This window comes from Ignicoccus hospitalis KIN4/I (assembly GCF_000017945.1).
GTDB lineage: Archaea > Thermoproteota > Thermoprotei_A > Sulfolobales > Ignicoccaceae > Ignicoccus > Ignicoccus hospitalis.
Genome location: NC_009776.1, coordinates 85079 through 104606, shown reverse-complemented (window position 1 = coordinate 104606; position 19528 = coordinate 85079). Strand labels below are relative to the sequence as shown.

Sequence of the window (19528 nt, the reverse complement as noted above, 5' to 3'; positions counted from 1 at the left end):
CCGTGGCCTTATTCGACTGGGGAACCTACAACGGGTTGACCAAACTGGAGAGCGCGTCCTTGACTGGGATGAGGCTCACCGAAATACCCCCGGCCGAGTTCTCCAGAAGGTACTACACGGAAGAGCACTTTATCAAGTATAGAGAGCTCTCCTCCAAGTACTTCCACTTGGTCACGGCACACGCTCCGTACTACAGCTTGGTAAATCACGACAAGTACACCCACGAGAAGGTGAAGCGGGCTATGGTGCAAGCGGCCAAGAAGGCCAGCGTCGCCGGGGCCAAGATCTTCAACATGCACCTAGGCCCAAAGGTGAGGGGAGTTCCTTACGACTACGAACCGGTCGTGGACGTAGTCAAAGCTATACTCAACGAAGTCCCCTCGATATACGTTTCCTTGGAGACCACATACACCGAGAGGTTCCTAGGGAGCTTGGACGAAATAAGAGAGATAATCGAAATGATAGGGGACGAGAGGGTCATACCCTCCGCCCAGCTGGAGAACGACTTCATGAGGGAAACTAGGGCTTACGCCCACGGGGACTTGACCCTCGCGGACAAGCAAGCCACCGTTGACTTCTGGTTGTCCATATTCAACAAGTTAAAGAGAATGACCAACAAGTACTTCAGCCTCAGGTTTAGTCAGATAATATCCTTCAGGTTTAGAACTTTTATAATGAAGAAGAGGGTACCCCTCGGGAAGGGCTACCCCAGCCTCGAGCCCTTGGCGGAGGCGCTGGCCTTGTTCCTAACCAGAGACCTCTACTACGCCGGCTCGGGCCTGGAGGCGCACTTGATATACACCGGCCCGTGGCAGCTCAAGTACAGAGATACCGTGAAGCTCTACTGCGAAGTCATGGGGAGGGCCACTTCTTACATCAAGTGAGGGGAGCGCTATGAAGGTCGTCTGGAGCGAGAGCTTCACGAAACACTTCTTCGCGCCCCCTTCAATAGTTCGCGAGTGGACTGCCAGGATGAAGAAGTTCAAAGAGGTCGTAAGCGGTAAGGTAGAGCTAGTCCCCCCGGAGGAGGCCTCCTTAGAACTCTTCGAGCTGGTGCACTGTAGGAGCTTAATAGAGAGGATAATGGAGTTAGACTCCATCGGAGGCGTCATAGACTACGGGGACACCTACATCTACCCTGGCTCCGCCTCGACGCTCGTGGACGTCTTGGGAGGGGTGTTGAGGGCGGCTGAGCTCGCGGAGGAGCAAGGGTTCGGCTACACCCCATACGGAGGCTTACACCACGCCGGCAAGTGCAGGGCGGCCGGCTTCTGTCCGGCCAACGACGTAGCGGTCTTGGCGGAGGCCTTGGCTAGGAAGGGCTATCGGGTAGCCTACTTGGACTTCGACGTTCACCACGGGGACGGCACCCAAGAGATATTCTACGAAAGGTCAGACGTCCTCACCGTGAGCGTACACATGTACTACCCCGGCTTCTACCCCGGGACGGGCTGGTACGCGGAGCTCGGCGCCGGCGAAGGCAAGGGCTATTCCCTCAACGTGCCCCTTCCCCCGAGGTCCGGTGACGAGGCGTACGCAATGGTAATAGACCTAATTGTGAAGAGGGCCATTGAGAACTTCGAGCCGGACTTCGTGGTCGCCCAAATGGGCGTCGACGGCTACTGGAAGGACCCCTTGGGCGGAGCCCTGAACCTAACCGCTAACACCTATTACAAGATAGGGGAATTTCTGAGAAGTATAGAGGTCCCCGTAGCGGGCGCTGGAGGAGGGGGTTACGGGGAAGGGGCAGTGGTTCCGATGCTGAGCGAGCTGGGGTTTAGGATAGAGGAGGAGCCTACGCCCTCCCCGCCCGAAGCGTTAGAAAGGGTAGAGGAGGTCCTCCGTTACTTCGAAGAAAACGTTAGTTGGTTCTAAAGCCCGCGGGTCGAGAAGCCCCTAGGGTGTGACGTCGTGGAGACCGTAGACTTTAACACCTTTAGTAAGGTAGACTTAAGGGTCGGCAAGGTGATAGAGGCAGAGGACGTGCCCGAGTCGAGGAAGCTGATAAAACTAATAGTCGATCTAGGGCCCCTAGGGAAGAAACAGATACTCAGCGGGATAAAGAAGTGGTACAGACCCGAGGAGCTCGTAGGCCGTTACGTCGTGGTCGTCGCTAACTTGGAGCCCAAGAAGATGGCCGGTCTGGTGTCTGAAGGGATGGTACTGATGGCCCAAGAGGACGAGGGGAGCAAGCCCGTGTTCGTGGTCCCCCAAGAGCCCGTAAGGCCCGGAACGAAGGTGTTCTGAGCATGTACGTTTGGTTCCCTTCGAACCCTAAGTACATAAAGTTTATGTACGGGGCACCGGCACTCTTGATCTCATGGGCCGTGTTGACTATAGCTTTCGGAATAAGGTACTTGCTGTTCGGCTTCTGGCAGCTGTTGGCGTGGGTCGCCCTGGCGGTCGCGACGGGCTTCATCTTCCACGAACTGGCGCACAGGGAAACGGCCAAGAGGATGGGCTGTCGGGCGGAGTACGTGCTGTGGCCTACGGGGCTCGCGATAGCCCTGTTCTTGGCTCTAATAAGCAAAGGCTCTTTCGTCTTCGCCGCCCCGGGGGCCGTAACGTTCGCTTGCGCCTACCGCAACAAGAGGGCCGAGGGCTTGATAGCCGCTGCAGGCCCCCTCGCCAACATTGCGGTGGCGCTGGTATCACAAGCACTGTTCTACCTCACCGGCGCTTGGGGCCTGCTGATAGTTTCCAACGTTAACTGGTTCTTAGCGCTGTTCAACTTGTTGCCCTTGGACCCGTTGGACGGTGCAAAGGTCATGAGGTATAACTTAGCGCTGTGGCTGGCGCTGTTCTCCGTCTCTGTGGTTTTCACTTTCGTGCTCTAACGTATGGATTAGCTTATAGAAAAGCTTTATTTTGCCCAACCGTAGGGTCCCCCGAAGGTTTATGATAAAGGAAAGGACGCTGAAGGTGGTAGCAGCCCTAGGCCTTTTCGGAGTGCTGGTCCCGCTGCTTCTCCTAGTGGTCCCCCTCCTCTCCAACAGCTATGACTTTATACTCGAACACGGCCTAGAGATCATAACGTCTATGAACTGGTCCCCTTACGACGGGGAGTTCGGCAGCCTACAGTTCATCTTGGGCACGCTGTGGGTCACGTTCTGGTCCACGGCGTTAGCTACCCCGCTGGCAGTAGCGTTAGCTGTCTTCGTGACGGAGCTGGTGCCTCCCAAGGCGAAAACTTTCTTCGGAACTTTGATAGACTTAATAGCGGCAATACCCAGCGTGATCTACGGTTACTGGGGTCTCATCATCTTCGGTCCTCTCCTAGCAAACACGGCGTACCCGGTCCTGGCAGGGCTTTCGTGGGTGCCGGCGCTGGGCGCGCTTTTCTCGACCAGCGCGATAAGCCCCCAGTGCTTCATGACGGCCATCCTAGTGCTGTCGCTAATGATAACCCCCTACGCCTCGGCAATAATTAGGAACTCCTACGAAATGATTCCTAGGGAATTAGTAGAGGCCGTTTACGCCCTCGGGGGCACCAAGTGGGACGTGATAAGGATAAACCTAGGTTACATTAAGTCCTCCATACTAGCCGGAGTGGTGATAGCGGCCGGACGCTCCATGGGAGAGACCATGGCCGTTACCATGTTAATAGGTAACTCAATAGAGCCTTTCAAGCCTTGCTTGTTGTGCAGAGGAGCCACGATAACCTCGCTGGTGGCCAACGAATTCGAAGAGGCCATGATGAATCCCGCCCACGTCAAGGCGTTAACCGCCCTCGTCTTAATCCTGATCTTTCTGGGGAGCATTATACTCGCCTTGGGGAGGAAGTTGGGAAGGGCCCTTACGGAGGCTGAGATAGTTGCGTAGGGGCGCGATCTGGATAGCGCTAATATATGTAATAAGCTTGAGCGCCTTGGGCGTGCTAATATGGATACTCGGCTCCATAGCGGTTAACGGGGCCGCGGTCATAGCGAAGTACGGCACCGACATATTCCTAAAAGACATCCCGCCCCCGATCTTCCTCTTCGAAGAGGTAGAGGTGGGGATCGCGCCAGCTATAATCGGGACATTGATGATTGTTGGAATGGCGTTGCTCATCTCCTTCCCATTGGGCTTTTTGGCCGGAATAGTGATATCCGAGTTCGGAAACACCCGTCTGGGAAGGCTCGTAGAGAACTTGGCTTCCACTTTGGTGGAAGTGCCCACCATAACCGCGGGCGTCGCTATCTACTGGACGCTAGTCGTGCCTACGGGCTCTTTCTCAGCGATAGCCGGGGCCCTAGCGCTCTCCCTGATCATGATTCCCTATATAGCCTTGTATACGGCAGAGAGCTACCGGAAGGTGCCGAGGCTGATAAAGGAGGGCGGGCTGGCCTTAGGACTCAAGTACACCACTGTGCTGTTTAAAGTCATCAGAGGGCTCGTGTTGCCGGGGGTAGTCTCGGGGGTACTCATGGCGCTGGCCAAGGGAGCTGGGGAGGCCGCGCCCTTGCTGTTCACCGCCGGTTGGAACGACAAGGTGACTCTGGACCCGTTCGAGCCGGTCTCCACGCTCAGCGTCCTCATATACAAGTTCGGCTTCAGCTCCCAAGACTTATGGTTGGAGATGAGCTGGGCGGCCTCCTTCGTTTTGGTGTTCCTCATAGTCCTTCCTCTAATAATATTGAGTAAATTAGTGGTGAAGAGGCATGAGTTCTGAAACCATGGTCAAGATAGAGAACTTGAGCGTAACCATAAATGGCAAGACTGTGTTACGGAACATAAACTTGGAGGTCCCGAAGAACACGATATTCGCCATAATGGGGCCTTCGGGATCCGGAAAGAGCACGCTCTTAAGGGCAATAAACAAGCTGTGGGACTTGTACCCCCAAGTGAAGGTTACTGGGAAGATATACGTTAACGGGACAGACGTCAACAAGATGCCTCCTCACGAGCTCAGGAAGATCGTAGGAATGGTCTTCCAGAGGCCCAACCCGTTTCCTCACATGAGTATATTCGACAACGTCGCCATAGGGCTGAGGCTGCACAAGCTGGTAAAGAGCAAGGAAGAGCTGAGGGAACGCGTGGAGTGGGCCTTGAAGAAGGCGTACTTGTGGGACGAGGTGAAAGACGACTTGAAGAAGAAGGCTCACGCGCTGTCCGGAGGCCAACAGCAGAGGCTCTGCATAGCAAGAGCCATAGCCCTGAAGCCTAAAGTCCTACTCATGGACGAGCCTACCTCCGCGCTGGACGTGGTATCCACGAAAAAGATAGAGGAAAACATCGTAGAGCTGAAGAAGGACTTTACAATAATAATAGTAACTCACAACCCCCAACAAGCCGCAAGGATAAGCGACTACGTGGCCTTCATCTACAACGGGGAGCTGGTGGAGGTCGGGCCCACTTCCGAGATATTTACTAGGCCCAAGAACCCGTTGACGGAAAAGTACGTGTTGGGGAAGGTGTAATGGTCTCGTGGAGCGAACTCCCCCTCCACGGGGGCAAGGTCCCTCCCCACCTCCTAGTTAGGATGAAGGGGTTAGCTAAAGCTATAGTGGAAGTTATGGTAGAGGAGTGGGGTCCCGACGAGCTCGTATATAGGCTCTCAGACCCTTTCTGGTTCCAAGCGTTCAACAACGTCATAGGGATGGACTGGGACTCCTCCGGATCGACTACGGTAGTTCTCGGCGTACTCAAAGAGATCAGTTGGAAGGAGGACCTCGGCTTCTTGGTCTTAGGCGGTAAGGGTAAGAAAATGTTAAAGGTTAAGGAGGAGGCAGAGGTCGCCGCCAAGAGGTTAAACGTTGACCCGGAGGAGCTGAGGAGGGTTTCCAAGGCCTCAGCCAGGCTGGACTCGGCCTTGCTACAAGACGGCTACGAAGTCTACATTCACTCCTTGATCGTGAGCGAGCGCGCTTGGACCGTGGTCCAGCAAGGGATGAACGAGGAGCTCGCGCTGGCCCGGAGGTACCAGCTAAACCACCTCAACGCCCCTTGGGAGGTCCCGCACTCCGCGGTGGCGGGGAGGAGGGGGGAGGCGCTGGACTTGACTTCCAAAGCGTCCATAAAAACCATTGATATATCCTTAGATATAATTGATGAGGGGCCTAAGAGGGTCCTATCGTTACTCAAGTCCGCCACGGCTGCGTTGAAGGGGCAGAGGAACTTGAGGGGAGAGGTACTGAGGGGGCCCCAGCTGAAGTTCTACTACCCGGTCAGGCCCAGCCCTCAGTTGGAGAGGGCTTTGGCGGACCTCTACGAGTTTCGCCCCAAGAGGAGGGAAGAGCTGCTAGTGGCCCCCGGGGCCGGGCCCAAGGTCATGAGGGCCTTGGCGCTCATAAGCCACCTCATATACGGCGCCGCGCCCTCCTTCGAAGACCCCGTGACCGTGCCCCTGGACCCGTTCTTGTACTCTTACGCCGTAGGGGGGAAGGACGGGGTCCCGTACCCGTACGACGTTAAGACCGCGGACGAGGTGATCAAGATATTGGAAGAGGTAGTGGCGAGGGCTAAGGTGGGGGAGAAGGAGAGGCTCCGAGCCTTAAGGAGGTTAAGCGAGATGGTGGAAAACCTTCACGCGAGGGGGGCGTGAAGCTCTTCGTCCTTCTTCCTCCTCCACTTGTCCAACAGCAGGAAGACGCATAAGCTTCCGCACATGTTGCAGCTCTTTATGGAGGTAGGGCCGTACTGGTTCCTTATCTCCCTCGCCTTGTCCGGGTCGAGGGAGAGCCTTATCATACACTCCCAGTCCAGCCTCCCTCTGCACCTCCCCATCTCTATGTCAACCTTCATCGCCCTGTCCGGGTACTTCACTATGTCGGCCGCGTGGGCGGCTATTCTGAAGGCTATCACGCCTTCCCTAACTTGTTCTGGGTTGGGCAAGTTCAAGTGCTCCGCGGGGGTCACGTAACACAAGAAGTCCGCTCCGTGGGCCGCAGCTATGGCCCCTCCGATCGCGCCCGCTATGTGGTCGTAGCCGGCAGCTATGTCGGTTACGAGGGGGCCAAGGATGTAATAGGGCGCGCCCTCAGTAAGCCTCTTCGCGAGCTTTACGTCAGCCACCACCCTGTCCAAGGGCACGTGGCCCGGCCCCTCCAGCATAACTTGTACCCCGGCCTCTCGAGCCCTCTTCACCAGCCTCGCGTTTACCATGAGCTCGCTCAAGTGGTACTCGTCGTGGGCGTCCTCGAGGGCGCCGGGCCTCAGGCTGTCGCCCAAGCTGATGACCGCGTCGTACTCCTTAAACATCTCTAGGATGTAGTCGAAGTTAGAGAGGAGCGGGTTCTCCTTCCCGTGTTCGAGCATCCAAGCAGCTAGTATCGAGCCCCCTCTGCTCACTATGGGCTCCGCTCGGTCGCTCTTAACGGCCTTCGCCGCCAGATCCCTCGTCAAGGCGGCGTGAAGGGTCATGAAGTCTACTCCGTCCTTAAGGTGCTTCTCTATAGTGTTCAGTATGTCGTCCTCAGTCATGTAGAGTCCCGCTCCCTTGCGAGTAGCCACGTCCATGAAGGCTTGGTATATGGGTACTGTGCCCAGGGGGAGGGGTTCGGCCGCTTCCATGATCTTCCTCCTTATGACGTCCAAGTTCCCGCCGGTGGACAGGTCCATCACTGTGTCCGCTCCGTACTTCTTAGCTATCTTCGCCTTCTCGACCTCCATATTTACGTCTATTAGAGTGTTGCTCGTGCCTATGTTAGCGTTGACTTTGGTTAACATTCCCTCCCCAACGGCCACGGTCTTTACTCTGTCAGCCCTCTTGAGGTTCCTAAGGAGCACTATTCGCCCCGCCGCTAGACCCCTCCTCACGAACTCCGGGTCTACCCCCTCCACTTCGGCAATCTTCTTCATCTCTTCTGTGATCCTCCCGTTGCGTGCGTCTTTGTAGATAGTCATGGCGTGGGACCTTTAGTCCACACAGACCATTGGGTATTAAATATTAGGGTAGGGCTATGCAAGCGGTAAACAAAAAACGCGTTCAGTCGAGTATCCTGACGATCTCTCCCAGTATTTCAGCCTTCCCTCCCCTGGGCCTGACCAAGGGGGTCCCGCACATGAGGCAGGTGGCCGGGTAGGTCGCGTGGCTGAACACTATCTGTTCGTTGTGACACGTGGGACACCTAACCTTCAAGAACTTGGACCTGGGCTCCGGCGTCAGTATCTTGTAGAGCTTCCTCTTACGCGGCACCCTCTCGTCCCCGGGGCCGGAGTTCCGGCTTACAGTTATAATGGTTTGAGCGGACGGCTGACCGACGGGAAATGTTATACGAGCTCCTCTCCAACTCTTGCGTAGCCTGCGACCTGTGCGCCTCGCGGTGCCCTTGGTACCCGGTCTTCAAACCCTCGCAGAGGAACTTGGGGATTAGGGAGGCCGTAGAGAGCTGTACCATGTGCGGCAACTGCGTCTTGGGGTGCCCGCTGAAAGTGCCTACTCATAAGGCAACGTTCGAGAGGAAGGTTAAGGGGTTAATACCTAACGACCTAAAGAAGTTGAGGGAAAGGGTAGAGGAGAAGGGTTCTACCTTCGGGATCAAGATGGATTGGGGCGCGCTGAAGGGCTTCCCTCTGGACGAGAGGGCGGAGTGGCTCGTCCTCCCCGGGGGCTTCGACCCCTTACCCACCTCGCGGAACGACTTCCTCGCGCTCCTATGGACGTTGAGGGAGCTCGGGGTAGACTTCACCTTATCTACCGAGGTTCCGGAGGGCTTCGGAAACTTCTACTTCGATTATGCTGATCCCCAGTACTTCAAAAAGAAGGCAATTAAGATAATAAAAGTAGCAAAGGCGTTGGGGGTCAAGGGGCTCCTACTGAGCGAGTGCGGCGCGGACTACAAGGTCTGGCCGAGGGTCACGAGTTACTTAAAGATAAAACACGACTTGAGGGTAGAGATGGCAGTAAATTTGATTTCAAAGAAGTTGAGGCCGAGGCACGTGGTTAGGAAGGTCCCGTGGAAGACCTCCTACCATGACCCGTGCGGGCTCTCGCGTTACAACTTCTTGACCGAACCCCCGAGGAAGATATTGAAGATCATTAGTGAGAACTACGAGGAGAGGGAGCCGGGAGGGCGAGACCAACTCTGCTGCGGGGGCGGCGGAGGGGTTTCGCTCTCGGAGGCGTGGAAGAGGAGGGCCGTGGAGGCGGTGGGCCGGAAGAAGGTCGAACAGTTCAAGGGAGTAGAAATAGTAGCGACGGCTTGCGCGAAGTGTAAGTCGATGCTCTTGACCTACTCCTTGCTGCTGAGGGGCGGTTTCCGAGTGCACAGAATAGGGTACTTAGTGGCTTGGTCGATGGGCAAGCCCCTCCCCCCTCCGTAATATTGTTATCTTACTGAGACGTCCCTCCGGTAACCTCGCGTCCCCTCTAACGGTTCACCGGGGAGTCCCAGTGGGCCTGAGGGTTAAGGTAGTGGAGGCCTTAAGGAAGACCCACCGAACTCGGAGGAGGCTGGAGGCCTACTTGTATAAAGCTAAGGCGAAGGAAAGGGAACTGATGGAAAAGCTCGTCGAAGCGCAGAAGAACGGCGACGAGCTCAGAGCTAAGGTCTACGCCAGCGAGGTGGCGAAGCTGAGGAAGTTCGTAGAGAGCATAGCGGCGCTGGACGTCAAGCTGGAGCACACCGAGCTGAAGCTCCAGAGCGTGCTGATGTTAGGCGACGCGGGCGCCGCGCTCAAGCCGGTGGTGAACGAGATAAAGGCGCTCGCGGCGCCGGTGAGGAGGCTACTACCGGAGATAGAGGAAGAGATGAACGACTTGATAGAGACCGTTGACGAGCTCGCGGAGGAGGAGCTGGTGGGAGGCGCTTACGTGGACGTCTTCTTGGACCACGAGGCTGAGAAGATACTGAAGGAGGCTCAGCTGATAGCGCAGAAGAGGCTCGAGGAGAGCTTGGCGGTCGCCTCCGAGGAAGGTTCTAAAGCTTAAGTTCCTTCACCCGCTCGGGTGGCCTCCTCGAAAAGGAGTTACTCCCGCAAGAGGGAGCTGTTTTTAGATTGCACCCTCATCCTCCACCCTTCTAACGTGCGCTGGCTGACCGGCTTCGACGCGGGCATAGTCCTAATGGGGAAGGACGAAGACTACTTGATCGTCCCGGAGCTGGAGTATGAAAGGGCCCTAGAGGTCGTGGACTGGCTAAACGTGGTGAAGGGGCCGAGAGGGGCCCTGTGGAAGAAGGCCCTCGAGCTGTGCAATGGACCCTTCTTCGCCGACCTCTCCTACCTCAACTTCAGAACTGCAATAACCTTGATGACTGAACTCGGCGCAGGGGACGCGTCCAAGACCGTCAGGAGGGCTAGGATGAGTAAGGACGAGGAGGAACTATCGAGAATAAAGAAGGCTCTGGAAATAGCGGAGAGGGCCTTCCTAGAGACTTGGAAGGAGTTAGAAGAGGGCACAACCGAGCTGGCCGCCGCGGGCGCCTTGGAGGCCCACATGAGGGAGTTCGGGGCGCAAGAGTTCGCGTTCCCCACGATAGTGGCCTTCGGGCCCAACTCCTCCAAGCCCCACGCTGTCCCCGGCGAGGCCCAGCTCAGCTTCGGGAGCGTGGCGCTCTTCGACTTCGGGGCCGTTTACGGAGGGTTCCGGAGCGACATAACGAGAACCTACGTACCGGACAAGGAGCCCTACGCCTCTTGGTACCACGCGGTGCTGGAAGCGGTTAACGCCGCGCTTAAGGCCTTGAAGCCCGGGGCGAGGGGCAAGGACGTCGACGCGGCCGCGCGAGAGGTGCTGGCGGAGTACGGCTTCGAGAAGGCCTTCGTCCACGGCTTGGGCCACGGGGTGGGGGCGGACATACACGAGCCTCCGTTCCTCTCGCCCTCCTCGGAGGACGTAGTGTCCAAGGGGGCAGTGGTCACCGTGGAGCCGGGGGTATACTTCAAGGGTCAAGGCGGGGTCAGGGTGGAACAGCTCGTTTACGTGGATTATAATCCTATAGTGCTGAATTCCACACCGGTGATGTGGTGGTAAGGGCCGAGGGCCCCGCGCGCGAAGTGTTAGAGCTGGTCAAACGCTGCTTGTCGGAGCTCGAGAGCATAGACGAAAGCTTACAAAAGGAGGACATAGACCTAAACGAGGTCAAGAAGAGAATAGAGGAGATAAGGCCCTTCGTAAGCGCGGTGTCGGCGAAGTGGATACCGGAGATCCTCTATGCGTTAGCGCTCAAGAGGGAAATGAGCTTTAACGAGCTCAAGAACACGTTGGGAATATCTTCCAGAGTGCTTTCGGACAAGTTGAAGGAGCTTCGGGAGTTGGGCTTGGTTGAGAAGGTAGAGGTGGAGGGCAAGAGGGGCGCTTACGTCTTGACTGAAAAGGGTAAGAAGGTGGTCTACGCATTGACGCCGTTCTTAATAGCTGTCTACATTAACAAGGAGTAGATCCTCTCCCTGAGCTTGGCGACGTTGTCCCAAGAGGTCTGACGGGCGAAGCTCTGGAGCCTCCCCCAAGCGTCCGGGAGCTTGGGGGCCTTCATGAGGGCTGCCAAGGCAGCCTCGTCTCCCGGCCTGAAGGTCAGCTCCGGCGCCCTCTCCCAGCACTCCGCCAACCTCTGGACCCTCGAGCACAGCGGGTACCCTCCGGTAGCTACGGTCGTGTGGAAGGCACCCGAGACCCCGAAGTCGTTCGGCAAGTCTTCGTAGGGCAGCAAGACGAAATCTGAAGACTTTATGAGGGTTCCTAACAGCTCGTCGCTCAAGAAGCCTTGAACGCGCGCCGCCCCCAGCTCCTCCGCCCTCTTGACCAACTCCTCGTCTGCTTCGGAGAGGGGCTTGCCTGCCAACAGCAAGGTCCCCTTGCCCACGAGTTCATAGGCCTTAACCGCCACCTCCAGCCCCTTGTCCTTCCTCAATAGGCCGTAGAGCAAGTAGACGGGCCTCTCGTAGCCCAGTTCCCTCTTCTCCCCCGGTAAGGAGGCGCTACCGTGGGGGACGATAAAGGTCTTCTTCAGTTTGCCTAACATCCTATACAAGGCGTTTTCCATCATGAAGTGGTGTACTATTATAGCGTCGCTGGTCTTTAGCAGCTCCTCGTGCAGCCTCCTCCACCATGGGTCCGGGGAGAAGCGGACGGTGTGGAGAGTAGCGACCACCGAACCGTAAGCCTTGGCGTTCCTCAGCAGCCAGATCCCCCTGGAGTCCAGAGGAATTACCGGCCACAAGCCGTACTCGTATTGAAACTCTATGACGTCGAAGGGGCCCTCCCTCTCGAGCGCCTCCAAGATCTGGTAGTGGAACCTCTCCCCTCCGCGGGTCCAAGCCCTCAAGACTCGGGGGTTGTCGCCTTCCTCCCGCGGGGCGTCTGCGTACTCGGTAGCGATAACGACGACCTCGTGGCCTCGCTTCGCCAGCGCGCGCGCCAAGTCGCGGGAGTATATTCCGATGCCGCAAGGCATGGGAGGGTAGGAGCTCACTATAGCTACTCTCAAAGTTCACCTCCTAAAGGACCTCAAGAGCACTTCTCCTAAAACCACCACACCGTCGCCTATCTCCGCCCCCACAGCCTCGGCCAACGGCTTACACTTGGCCGCGTAAGCCAGCACCGCCGGCTCGGAGGGCTTGTAATCAACGTAAGCGTCCGCGTTGAGCAAGCCCTTGGCGAACACTAGGTCGGACTCCCTCCTCAGCCTCTTGGCGTCTTCACAAGGGTCGAAGATCGTGCAGTCCCCGGGCAAGGAGTCTAGCTTGCCGTCCCAGCCCAGAAGCTGGGCCACCTCCGCCAGCTCGGGGTAGGTGGCGTCTATCTCGTAATCTTCTTCCCGGGCCACCAGTATTACGTCCCACCCCATGTACTTGAAGTACTTGGCAACCATTATGTCGTAAGGCAGCTCCGGGAGGTTGTCCACCGCGTATACCAAGGTGCCGGCCGGGTTGAGGAGCACTTCCGCGCCCTCCGTCACCAAGGTCCCGTACTTCACCTTCCCTAGCCTGTACTCCCCGCCTACCGCGGTGTCGTACAAGTTGCCCAACGTCGCCATGCGGAGGGCCTCCTCGAACGTTTGAGGTACCTTGAGCTCCCTTGAGAGCGTTTCTTCGAGGAGCCTCTTCTTTTCTAGAGCATACACGTTACCTACGACGGACTTTAAGGCCTTCCACGAGAAGCGGAAGGCCTTACTCTTCGGGAGTTGCATGGAACCTACCGTGGCACTCAGGATGAACTGGAGCTCCTTGTCGGTGGCGCCGCCCTTAAAGGAATCGTAAATGCGGGCGTCGAGCAGGCACCGGACGCACTCTTCTCTCCACTTCATCAAGTTCGAGCTCCGGGGCGCGGGAGAGCGAGAAACTAAAAAAGGCCTTAGAACTCGCTTCCGAACTTGCTGGAGCCGCCTTCCTCTTCCTCCTCTCCGCCCTCTTCCTTCTTGCCCTTCTTGCCCTCCTTCGGCGGGGCGGCCGCAATCACGTCGTCGATCTTCAGCAAGGCGTTAGCTGCCTCGGTGGCGCTCTTGAGCACTTGCTCCCTCACCCTCACCGGCTCCACTACTCCGAGCTTGGTCATGTCCTCCTCTATCTTGCCCTCGACTACGTTGACGCCAGCCCAGATCTTGCCTTCCCTGTGGAGCTTCCTCAGTTCCATGAGCGCTTCGAGGGTGTCCATACCCGCGGTGTCGGCCAACACTACCGGTATCTCTTCGAGTGCCTCGGCGTAAGCCTCTATCGCCAGCTGCTCCTTGCCGCCCACGGTGGAAGCGAACTTCCTCAAGCGCTCGGCGAGCTCTACCTCCACCGCCCCTCCGCCGCCCACTATCATGGGCTTCATGAATATGTTCCTCAGCACGTGGAGAGCGTCGGTTATGTTCCTCTCAGCCTCGTCCAGCGCCATGTCGCTGGCACCCCTCAGCAGTATGGTGACCGCCCTCGGGTTCTTGGCGCCCTCGATGAAGACCATCTTGTCCTTGCCTACCCTCCTCTCCTCCACTAGCTTGGCCTCGCCCAACACCTCGGGGCTCACGTCCTTTATGCTGGTCACCACCTTGGCTCCGGTAGCCTTGGCCACCTTCTCTATGTCGCTCCTCTTCACCCTCCTAACGGCCATTATGCCCTTCTTCGCCAAGAAGTGAGCGGCGACGTCGTCGATGCCCTTCTGAGTTATCACTACGTTGGCGCCGGTCTCGGCGATCTTGTCTACCATCTCCTTGAGTATCTTGGTCTGCTCCTCCAAGAACGCCTCTATCTGCCTGGGGTCAGTTATGTTTATCTTGGCAGTTATGTCGGGCTTCTCGACCTCCAGCGGGGCGTCGAGGACCAGTATCTTCGCGTTCTCCACCCTCTTCGGCATGCCCGGGTGGACCACTTCCTTGTCCAGCACTATGCCCTTTACCAGCTGGCTGTCGAGCAAGCTTCCGCCCTTCTTCTTTTCTATCTTTATGTCGTCGAGGCTCATCCTCAGAGTGCCGTCAGGCTGCTCGACGGCCACGGTGTAGGCGGCCTCGATTATCATGTCTAGCAGCTTGTTCCTTATCTCCTCGGCCTCCTGGCCGACGAACTTGCTGCTGAGGGTGGTGTATACTAGCTTCCTCATATACTCCTTGTCCTTGGGGTTTATCTTAACGGCTATGTTGCTGAGCTCCTCTAGAGCCTTCTCCATCGCCTTCTTGTATCCTTCGATTATTATGCTGGGGTGGATGTTCTGGTCGAGCAGGGGCTCGGCCTTTTCCAGCAAGCTGCCGGCCAAGACGACGACGCTGGTAGTGCCGTCGCCCACCTCCGCATCTTGAGCCTTGGCGGTCTCCACGATCAACTTGGCGGCAGGGTGCTGGACGTCCATCTCCTTGAGTATGGTTACACCGTCGTTGGTTACAGTGATGTCTCCGAAGGCGTCAACTATCATCTTGTCCATTCCTCTGGGACCCAAGCTGGTCTTCAACGCTTCGGCAATTATCCTAGCGGCTAGTATGTTGCTCCTCAGAGCCTCCCTGCCGTAGGTCCTGGTGGCGCCCTCCTTGAGTATCAGAACCGGTACACCGGCCGCCATCGCGCTCACCCACCGTGGGGTGTGGTGGAACCGGTTCTATATAAGTTTTTCGCCACCATGCTGGCCCCTTAGCCTCTCAGCATTACAAATCGCCAAACTTTTGTATTTAATCATTGCCTCTTTCACCTTCACTCACATGGGAACATCCTATGTTCGAGAGCGCACCATTACTATTCACTCTCTCAGACCCCCTTATATCTTTTCATGGGAACGCTGAAGATCATGAAGGGAAGGGGAGAGGAAATTTTTCTCGAATAAAGGGAAAAGCTTGGGGAATTGTAAACTCTCGGTAGAACGCAATTCTTTTAAGGGAAAGACCTTGGGGCTTTATATGGAAGGGCTCGGTGGAGTCTCAAGAGAGGATAGAAAGCTAACAAGGTAATGTAGTACCAGGTGAGTCTCTCGCTTGTAGAACCGTGGAGTCTCAAGAGAGGATAGAAAGATGATCTCGGCTCCCACGCTCATCGCGAATACCTTTTTGTGGAGTCTCAAGAGAGGATAGAAAGTCGACCACGTCTACGAGGACGTGAGGGAGGTGCAGAGTGGAGTCTCAAGAGAGGATAGAAAGGGTTCGTGTGGCACACACAACGCGCCCCAGTATTGGTACAGCGTGGAGTCTCAAGAGAGGATAGAAAGGCTGCCACGCCTCCTCTCATCGATCGACCGGGTGGTACCTGTGGAGTCTCAAAAGAGGATGAAAAGTCCTCATCGCTCAAGGCGTTTCCGTTGGACCAGAACTAAGTACGCTTTTTACCTATCCACTTTAAACTCCGAGAACTAATTCATGATTTCGGCGAATCCTATGTTAGGCGAAAACCCCCTCAAGATCCCTAAAGATAGAAAGTTTAAGAAGGTAGAAGTGGCCCAAGCCCTTCGCTGGGGAATCATAGCCGAGCTAGACGCGATAAACTTCTACGAACAACTGGCGGAAGCTATCGAAGACGAACGCGTAAAGAAAGTTTTCCTCAACGTAGCGCGTGAGGAAAAGGAACACGTAGGCGAGTTCCTCGCGATGTTGCTGGAGTACGACGAAGAGCTTAAGGAGATGATCGCCAAAGGGTACAAAGAAGTAGAAGAGGAAGTAGGCGTCGTGCCCAAGAGCATCCCGTAAGAGACAAACCCATTAAGGCTGCTTCCGAAGCGCACGCGGGCCTAAGCGTTGAAGACTAAACCTAACGTAAGGTACTTGCTAATGTCCGTCTCTCTATTAGCGCTTTTCGCCGTCGTAGGCTTCTACGCAGGAGCCAGCAGCTCTTACACGGACGTGTCCGACTTGGTGAAGTCGAGGCCGGGCACTTACTTGGTAAGGGGCGACGTCGTGAAGTGGACCGTGACTCCGGACAGGCAGCTCCTAGTGTTATACCTTAAGGGCAAGGACGGCAGCACGATAGAGGCCGACGTTCCCGTGAGCTACATAGAGAAGAAGTACGGTCCCCTGAGCCAAGTTATCATAACCAACGGCGAGATGGTCGTCAAGGGCTACTGGGACGGCAAAGTATTGCATGTAGAGGAAATATTGAAGGGATGTCACAGCGCCTACGAGCAGCCCGCGGTTAACTCCTAAACGTCTCCCCAGTTTTTTGTAGGGGTCAAATTTGTTCACCACACTGGTCGTAAAGGACATTAAAGAGGAGATGAGGAAGAAACACGAACTCGTGGCCCTCCTTTCCTTAACTGCGGCCTTAGCGTTGCCAACGTCCTACGCCATCTCCGGTCCCGGCTCGGTCCGCCCCTACGACGCTCCCTTTTTGGTGGTAATAGCCCAACAAGCGGTCAGCTTGATAATAACTACAGTTTTGGGCTTCGTATTAGTGTTGAGGGAGGCCGAAAGGGGAACTATATACGCGTTAAAGCTGGCGCCAGTTCCCCCCGAGTTGACGGTGGCCTCCAAGATAACTTCCCTCTTCTTGTTTTTACTCCCCTTCAACCTCGTCTTTACTATACTAACCAGTTTCTTCTCCTCAGAGGTCTTCTTGACTCAAGGCTACCTGGTATACTTACTCAGCTTAAGCTTGTACATGGCCTCCTTGGGGGCTCTGGTATCGTTTATGATAATATACACAGACGCGGGTACCTTGCTCTCTTCCGTAGCGTTGGCCGCCCTCTCCGCCCCCTTCTTGTTCTCAACCCTCCCGCAAGCTGTGGACGCCCTCAGGGGGTCGCCGAACGCGCCCTTCTTGATGTCATCGATAACCTTCGCTTTGGTGAGCACGCTGCTCGGGAAGTTCTTAGTAGAGATATAGCTTTCGAGTGGCGCCCCCGGCGGGATTTGAACCCGCGACCACGGGCTCCGAAGGCCCGCGCTCTTCCTGGCTGAGCTACGGGGGCCGGGCGCTGGGGGGAGGCCCAACTAAATAGCTTCTCACGTACGCCTCGCGACGGGCAAGACTCTTGATAAAATTCGTGATAGACACCAGCGCGGTTACCGACCCCAGACTGAGACAGCTGTTCGGCGTCAACGAGTTGTGGGAGGTCGTCGAAAAGTATCTGGAATTGATGGCGTTGGCCAAACTCAAGTTGGGCTTTTCGTTCTACACCACTCCAAGCGTGATGAAAGAAATTAAAGGGTTCTTGGAGAGATCTATGTGTCCGTCGGAAATAATAAGTAAGCTCGGAGTTTGGATACTTGTAAAGGACGTAAGTCAGACGGAGGCCAAGATACCGGCGAGGGTCTTCTTGGAGTACGTCGCAGAGGTGAAGAGGAGGTTGGACAAGGGCCTCAGGGTGGCAGAGGAGAGCACTCGAAGGGCCATGGAAGGCGGGGAGATAGGCGAACACATCCGCAACTTGAGGGAGAAGTACCGCGAGGCCACGCGTAAGGGACTATTGGACTCCGTGGCCGACTTAGAAGCGGCGATACTGGCCCTAGAGCTCGGGGCGGTCCTAGTTACGAACGACGAAGGCTTATGCAAGCTGGCGTCGAAGCTAGGGGTCAGCTGTATCGACCCCCTGACGTTCGTCAAAACGATAGAGGAGTACCTAAATTTAATCAAAAGGCACGGCTAGCCCTCACCAACTACCATCTCGCCGTCGAGCTTTACTACCTTAATGTTCAGCTTCTTCATCAACTCTCCTATTTCCCCCAACACTGCCGCCACCATCTCGGGGTCCTCGACCCCTTCCGCCTCCACCGGGAAGCCCTCGAAGGACTTCACCCTCACCCGGCGTTCCCCGTTTTTCGTTAGCGCTCCTCGGGGCTTTCTCCCGGTCCTCCCCGTATTATTCTCTTAACTGCCTCCTCCAACCCTTCAAAAGTGGCTTCCGGGGCGACCACGAAGTTCAAGCCCAACTCCTTCAACGGCTTTGCTGCCTCGGGCCCTATTACGGCTATTTTCAACTTCTTAAGTTCGTCAATACTAGAGTACTTCTGAAAGGACTCTATTAAGGCCCGGGCGACCTCGGCGCTGCTCACGGCAACTGCGTCGGCCTCCCTAGCCGCCTCCACTATCTTTGGAGAGGGCCTCCTCAAGGTTTTATAAATAACCACCTCGATGAGCTTGTCTCCTAACTCATCCTTCAAAGTCTTTGACGCCTTGTCGGACCTCAGGGCCACTACCTTGTTGTAACGCTTCAAGAGCTTTGCCAGCGCGCCGGAGTGGTACTCCTCCGGCACTATGGGGCTCAAGCCCCTCGCCTCGAGCTCGGCCGCCGTCTTGGGCCCTATTGCCACCACGTCCTTCCCCTTGAGCAACTCGAGGGCCTCGTCCCCGAGCTTTTCGAACACCAACCTCACGCCGGTCTTGGAAGTGAAGACTACTGCCTCCCCCTCCTTTATGGCTTCCTTGATTTGGGAGGCGTCCGCGACGTCCACCAGCTCTAGCGCCGGGACGTTGGTCACTTCGAGGTCCTTGAAGGGGGGAGGTCCGTGGGGGCTCAGAGTGAGCACTCTACCACGTCCCTTACCGTGCCCGCCTTGCAAGCCCACTCGACCACCTCTCCGAACACCAAAACCGCCGGCGGCTTTACCCCGTTACGGACCATTACCTCGGGCAGCTTCGACGCCCTCGCGACCACCACCTTCTGTTCTTCCGTACACCCGTTGGTCACGGCTGCTGCGGGAACGTCCCTGACCTTTAGGATGTCTGAAACTATCTCGTTAACCTTCGTAACCCCCATCAGAACCACCAGAGTGTCCACGACCTTTAGTATCTCGCCGTACCTCGGCCTCTCGCTCCCCTCCGCCGCCCACCCCGTGGCGACCGCAAAGGTGTTGGCTAAGTTCCTCCTAGTTACCGGGATGCCGGCGCACGCGGGCACCGCGGTGGCCGACGTGGGGGCGGGGACCACCTCGCACTCCACCCCGGCCGCCCGGAGGGCCTCGCACTCCTCGTCCCCCCTTCCGAGCACGAAGGGGTCGCCGCCCTTCAGCCTCACAACTACCTTCCCTTCTTTGGCATACTTTATCAAAAGCTCGTTGATCTCTTCTTGGCTCAGGGCGTGGGCCCCGGGGGCCTTACCTACGTAAACCTTCTCCGCCTTAAAAGCTGAAGACAAGAGAGACTTGTCCACGAGCTTATCGTACAAGACTACGTCGGCTGACCGGAGCAAGCCGAAGGCCGCGGCTGGGGCCAGCCAAGCGCCCCCCGGCCCGGCCCCCACGAGATAAACCTTACCCTTCAAGGAGTTCCCCTTTGG

Annotated in this window: 24 protein-coding genes, 1 tRNA gene and 1 CRISPR repeat array; of the genes, 16 read left to right on the top strand and 9 right to left on the bottom strand. The window is 56.6% G+C overall.

Annotation, left to right across the window (positions count from 1 at the left end):
- Positions 1–2 precede the first annotated feature (2 nt).
- From IGNI_RS00595 to IGNI_RS00560, 8 genes are read left to right on the top strand one after another with little or no spacing between them, the layout of a single operon-like run.
- On the top strand, positions 3–884 hold the full coding sequence (locus tag IGNI_RS00595) for a TIM barrel protein (RefSeq protein ID WP_011998148.1): 882 nt from the start codon (positions 3–5) through the stop codon (positions 882–884).
- A gap of 10 nt (positions 885–894) precedes the next feature.
- Entirely contained in the window at positions 895–1875 is a 981-nt protein-coding gene (locus IGNI_RS00590) for a histone deacetylase family protein (RefSeq protein ID WP_011998147.1), read from the top strand.
- A 36-nt stretch (positions 1876–1911) separates the two neighbouring features.
- Complete coding sequence (metG, locus tag IGNI_RS00585; protein ID WP_011998146.1) at positions 1912–2247, top strand: methionine--tRNA ligase subunit beta; 336 nt, start codon at positions 1912–1914, stop codon at positions 2245–2247.
- 2 nt (positions 2248–2249) lie between these two features.
- The gene (locus tag IGNI_RS00580) at positions 2250–2837 is read left to right on the top strand and encodes a site-2 protease family protein (RefSeq protein WP_011998145.1); all 588 of its coding nucleotides are present in this window, start codon (positions 2250–2252) and stop codon (positions 2835–2837) included.
- 31 nt (positions 2838–2868) lie between these two features.
- Positions 2869–3822 carry a phosphate ABC transporter permease subunit PstC gene (gene pstC, locus IGNI_RS00575; protein WP_187145973.1) on the top strand — a complete coding sequence of 318 codons (954 nt, stop codon included), beginning with the start codon at positions 2869–2871 and terminating at the stop codon, positions 3820–3822.
- Positions 3815–4654, top strand: coding sequence for a PstA family ABC transporter permease (locus tag IGNI_RS00570; protein ID WP_011998143.1), 840 nt, complete (start codon positions 3815–3817; stop codon positions 4652–4654). The genes pstC and IGNI_RS00570 overlap by 8 nt, the downstream gene beginning before the upstream one ends.
- The gene (gene pstB / locus IGNI_RS00565; RefSeq protein WP_011998142.1) at positions 4644–5402 is read left to right on the top strand and encodes a phosphate ABC transporter ATP-binding protein PstB; all 759 of its coding nucleotides are present in this window, start codon (positions 4644–4646) and stop codon (positions 5400–5402) included. Before IGNI_RS00570 ends, pstB begins: the two co-directional genes overlap by 11 nt.
- A complete protein-coding gene (locus tag IGNI_RS00560; RefSeq protein WP_011998141.1) occupies positions 5402–6526 on the top strand; it encodes a DUF763 domain-containing protein in 1125 nt (374 codons plus the stop codon). The genes pstB and IGNI_RS00560 overlap by 1 nt, the downstream gene beginning before the upstream one ends.
- On the opposite strand, the gene thiC is transcribed toward IGNI_RS00560, so the two are convergent.
- Positions 6508–7827: a phosphomethylpyrimidine synthase ThiC gene (gene thiC / locus IGNI_RS00555; protein ID WP_011998140.1), complete on the bottom strand. Its 1320-nt coding sequence runs from the start codon at positions 7825–7827 to the stop codon at positions 6508–6510. The genes IGNI_RS00560 and thiC overlap by 19 nt on opposite strands.
- 82 nt (positions 7828–7909) lie before the next feature.
- Positions 7910–8119 carry a 30S ribosomal protein S27e gene (locus IGNI_RS00550; protein ID WP_011998139.1) on the bottom strand — a complete coding sequence of 70 codons (210 nt, stop codon included), beginning with the start codon at positions 8117–8119 and terminating at the stop codon, positions 7910–7912.
- 71 nt (positions 8120–8190) lie between these two features.
- Between IGNI_RS00550 and IGNI_RS00545 the strand changes: the two genes are divergently transcribed.
- The 4 genes from IGNI_RS00545 (at position 8191) to IGNI_RS00530 (ending at position 11304) form a co-directional block, all read left to right on the top strand.
- Positions 8191–9246: a (Fe-S)-binding protein gene (locus tag IGNI_RS00545; protein ID WP_011998138.1), complete on the top strand. Its 1056-nt coding sequence runs from the start codon at positions 8191–8193 to the stop codon at positions 9244–9246.
- 70 nt (positions 9247–9316) lie between these two features.
- Positions 9317–9853: a hypothetical protein gene (locus IGNI_RS00540; protein ID WP_011998137.1), complete on the top strand. Its 537-nt coding sequence runs from the start codon at positions 9317–9319 to the stop codon at positions 9851–9853.
- 18 nt (positions 9854–9871) lie between these two features.
- Positions 9872–10897, top strand: a complete 1026-nt coding sequence (locus tag IGNI_RS00535; RefSeq protein ID WP_011998136.1) for a M24 family metallopeptidase — start codon at positions 9872–9874, stop codon at positions 10895–10897.
- Positions 10891–11304, top strand: a complete 414-nt coding sequence (locus tag IGNI_RS00530) for a winged helix-turn-helix transcriptional regulator (RefSeq protein WP_011998135.1) — start codon at positions 10891–10893, stop codon at positions 11302–11304. Before IGNI_RS00535 ends, IGNI_RS00530 begins: the two co-directional genes overlap by 7 nt.
- Here IGNI_RS00530 and IGNI_RS00525 read toward each other — a convergent pair.
- The 3 genes from IGNI_RS00525 to thsA are packed head-to-tail and all read right to left on the bottom strand — an operon-like array spanning position 11286 to position 14893.
- Complete coding sequence (locus IGNI_RS00525) at positions 11286–12350, bottom strand: glycosyltransferase (protein ID WP_011998134.1); 1065 nt, start codon at positions 12348–12350, stop codon at positions 11286–11288. The two genes, IGNI_RS00530 and IGNI_RS00525, sit on opposite strands and share 19 nt — an antisense overlap.
- A gap of 3 nt (positions 12351–12353) precedes the next feature.
- Complete coding sequence (locus tag IGNI_RS00520; protein ID WP_011998133.1) at positions 12354–13169, bottom strand: ARMT1-like domain-containing protein; 816 nt, start codon at positions 13167–13169, stop codon at positions 12354–12356.
- A gap of 47 nt (positions 13170–13216) precedes the next feature.
- Positions 13217–14893 carry a thermosome subunit alpha gene (thsA, locus tag IGNI_RS00515; protein WP_011998132.1) on the bottom strand — a complete coding sequence of 559 codons (1677 nt, stop codon included), beginning with the start codon at positions 14891–14893 and terminating at the stop codon, positions 13217–13219.
- 344 nt (positions 14894–15237) lie between these two features.
- A CRISPR array of direct repeats spans positions 15238–15595; the repeat unit is 26 nt; unit sequence GTGGAGTCTCAAGAGAGGATAGAAAG.
- Between the two features lie 100 nt (positions 15596–15695).
- Between thsA and IGNI_RS00510 the strand changes: the two genes are divergently transcribed.
- The 3 genes from IGNI_RS00510 to IGNI_RS00500 are packed head-to-tail and all read left to right on the top strand — an operon-like array spanning position 15696 to position 17136.
- Positions 15696–16004, top strand: a complete 309-nt coding sequence (locus IGNI_RS00510; RefSeq protein WP_052569737.1) for a ferritin family protein — start codon at positions 15696–15698, stop codon at positions 16002–16004.
- Positions 16005–16052: 48 nt separating this feature from the next.
- Positions 16053–16457: a hypothetical protein gene (locus IGNI_RS00505; protein ID WP_011998130.1), complete on the top strand. Its 405-nt coding sequence runs from the start codon at positions 16053–16055 to the stop codon at positions 16455–16457.
- Positions 16458–16488: 31 nt separating this feature from the next.
- On the top strand, positions 16489–17136 hold the full coding sequence (locus IGNI_RS00500) for a hypothetical protein (protein ID WP_011998129.1): 648 nt from the start codon (positions 16489–16491) through the stop codon (positions 17134–17136).
- An 8-nt stretch (positions 17137–17144) separates the two neighbouring features.
- On the opposite strand, the gene IGNI_RS00495 is transcribed toward IGNI_RS00500, so the two are convergent.
- Positions 17145–17221: transfer RNA gene (locus IGNI_RS00495), tRNA-Arg, on the bottom strand.
- Between the two features lie 63 nt (positions 17222–17284).
- On the opposite strand from IGNI_RS00495, the gene IGNI_RS00490 reads away from it, so the two are divergent.
- Complete coding sequence (locus IGNI_RS00490) at positions 17285–17899, top strand: RNA ligase partner protein (RefSeq protein ID WP_011998128.1); 615 nt, start codon at positions 17285–17287, stop codon at positions 17897–17899.
- Here the strand turns inward: IGNI_RS00490 and IGNI_RS07695 are convergent.
- Genes IGNI_RS07695 through cobA form a run of 3 tightly spaced genes read right to left on the bottom strand, consistent with a single transcriptional unit; the run spans position 17896 to position 19513 of the window.
- Positions 17896–18054 (bottom strand): hypothetical protein, encoded by a 159-nt coding sequence (locus IGNI_RS07695; RefSeq protein WP_011998127.1) that lies wholly within the window; start codon positions 18052–18054, stop codon positions 17896–17898. The two genes, IGNI_RS00490 and IGNI_RS07695, sit on opposite strands and share 4 nt — an antisense overlap.
- 20 nt (positions 18055–18074) lie before the next feature.
- The gene (locus IGNI_RS00485) at positions 18075–18779 is read right to left on the bottom strand and encodes a uroporphyrinogen-III synthase (RefSeq protein WP_011998126.1); all 705 of its coding nucleotides are present in this window, start codon (positions 18777–18779) and stop codon (positions 18075–18077) included.
- Positions 18767–19513, bottom strand: coding sequence for a uroporphyrinogen-III C-methyltransferase (cobA, locus tag IGNI_RS00480; protein ID WP_011998125.1), 747 nt, complete (start codon positions 19511–19513; stop codon positions 18767–18769). The genes IGNI_RS00485 and cobA overlap by 13 nt, the downstream gene beginning before the upstream one ends.
- Positions 19514–19528: the final 15 nt, after the last annotated feature.

What these genes read in the sequence shown, in the direction of transcription:
- IGNI_RS00560 (WP_011998141.1), top strand. Translation starts at nt 5,402, where the DNA reads ATGGTCTCGTGGAGCGAACTCCCCCTCCACGGGGGCAAGGTCCCTCCC.
- IGNI_RS00545 (WP_011998138.1), top strand. Translation starts at nt 8,191, where the DNA reads ATGTTATACGAGCTCCTCTCCAACTCTTGCGTAGCCTGCGACCTGTGC.
- thsA (WP_011998132.1), bottom strand. Translation starts at nt 14,893, where the DNA reads ATGGCGGCCGGTGTACCGGTTCTGATACTCAAGGAGGGCGCCACCAGG.
- pstB (WP_011998142.1), top strand. Translation starts at nt 4,644, where the DNA reads ATGAGTTCTGAAACCATGGTCAAGATAGAGAACTTGAGCGTAACCATA.
- IGNI_RS00580 (WP_011998145.1), top strand. Translation starts at nt 2,250, where the DNA reads ATGTACGTTTGGTTCCCTTCGAACCCTAAGTACATAAAGTTTATGTAC.
- thiC (WP_011998140.1), bottom strand. Translation starts at nt 7,827, where the DNA reads ATGACTATCTACAAAGACGCACGCAACGGGAGGATCACAGAAGAGATG.
- IGNI_RS00520 (WP_011998133.1), bottom strand. Translation starts at nt 13,169, where the DNA reads ATGAAGTGGAGAGAAGAGTGCGTCCGGTGCCTGCTCGACGCCCGCATT.
- IGNI_RS00590 (WP_011998147.1), top strand. Translation starts at nt 895, where the DNA reads ATGAAGGTCGTCTGGAGCGAGAGCTTCACGAAACACTTCTTCGCGCCC.
- IGNI_RS00510 (WP_052569737.1), top strand. Translation starts at nt 15,696, where the DNA reads ATGTTAGGCGAAAACCCCCTCAAGATCCCTAAAGATAGAAAGTTTAAG.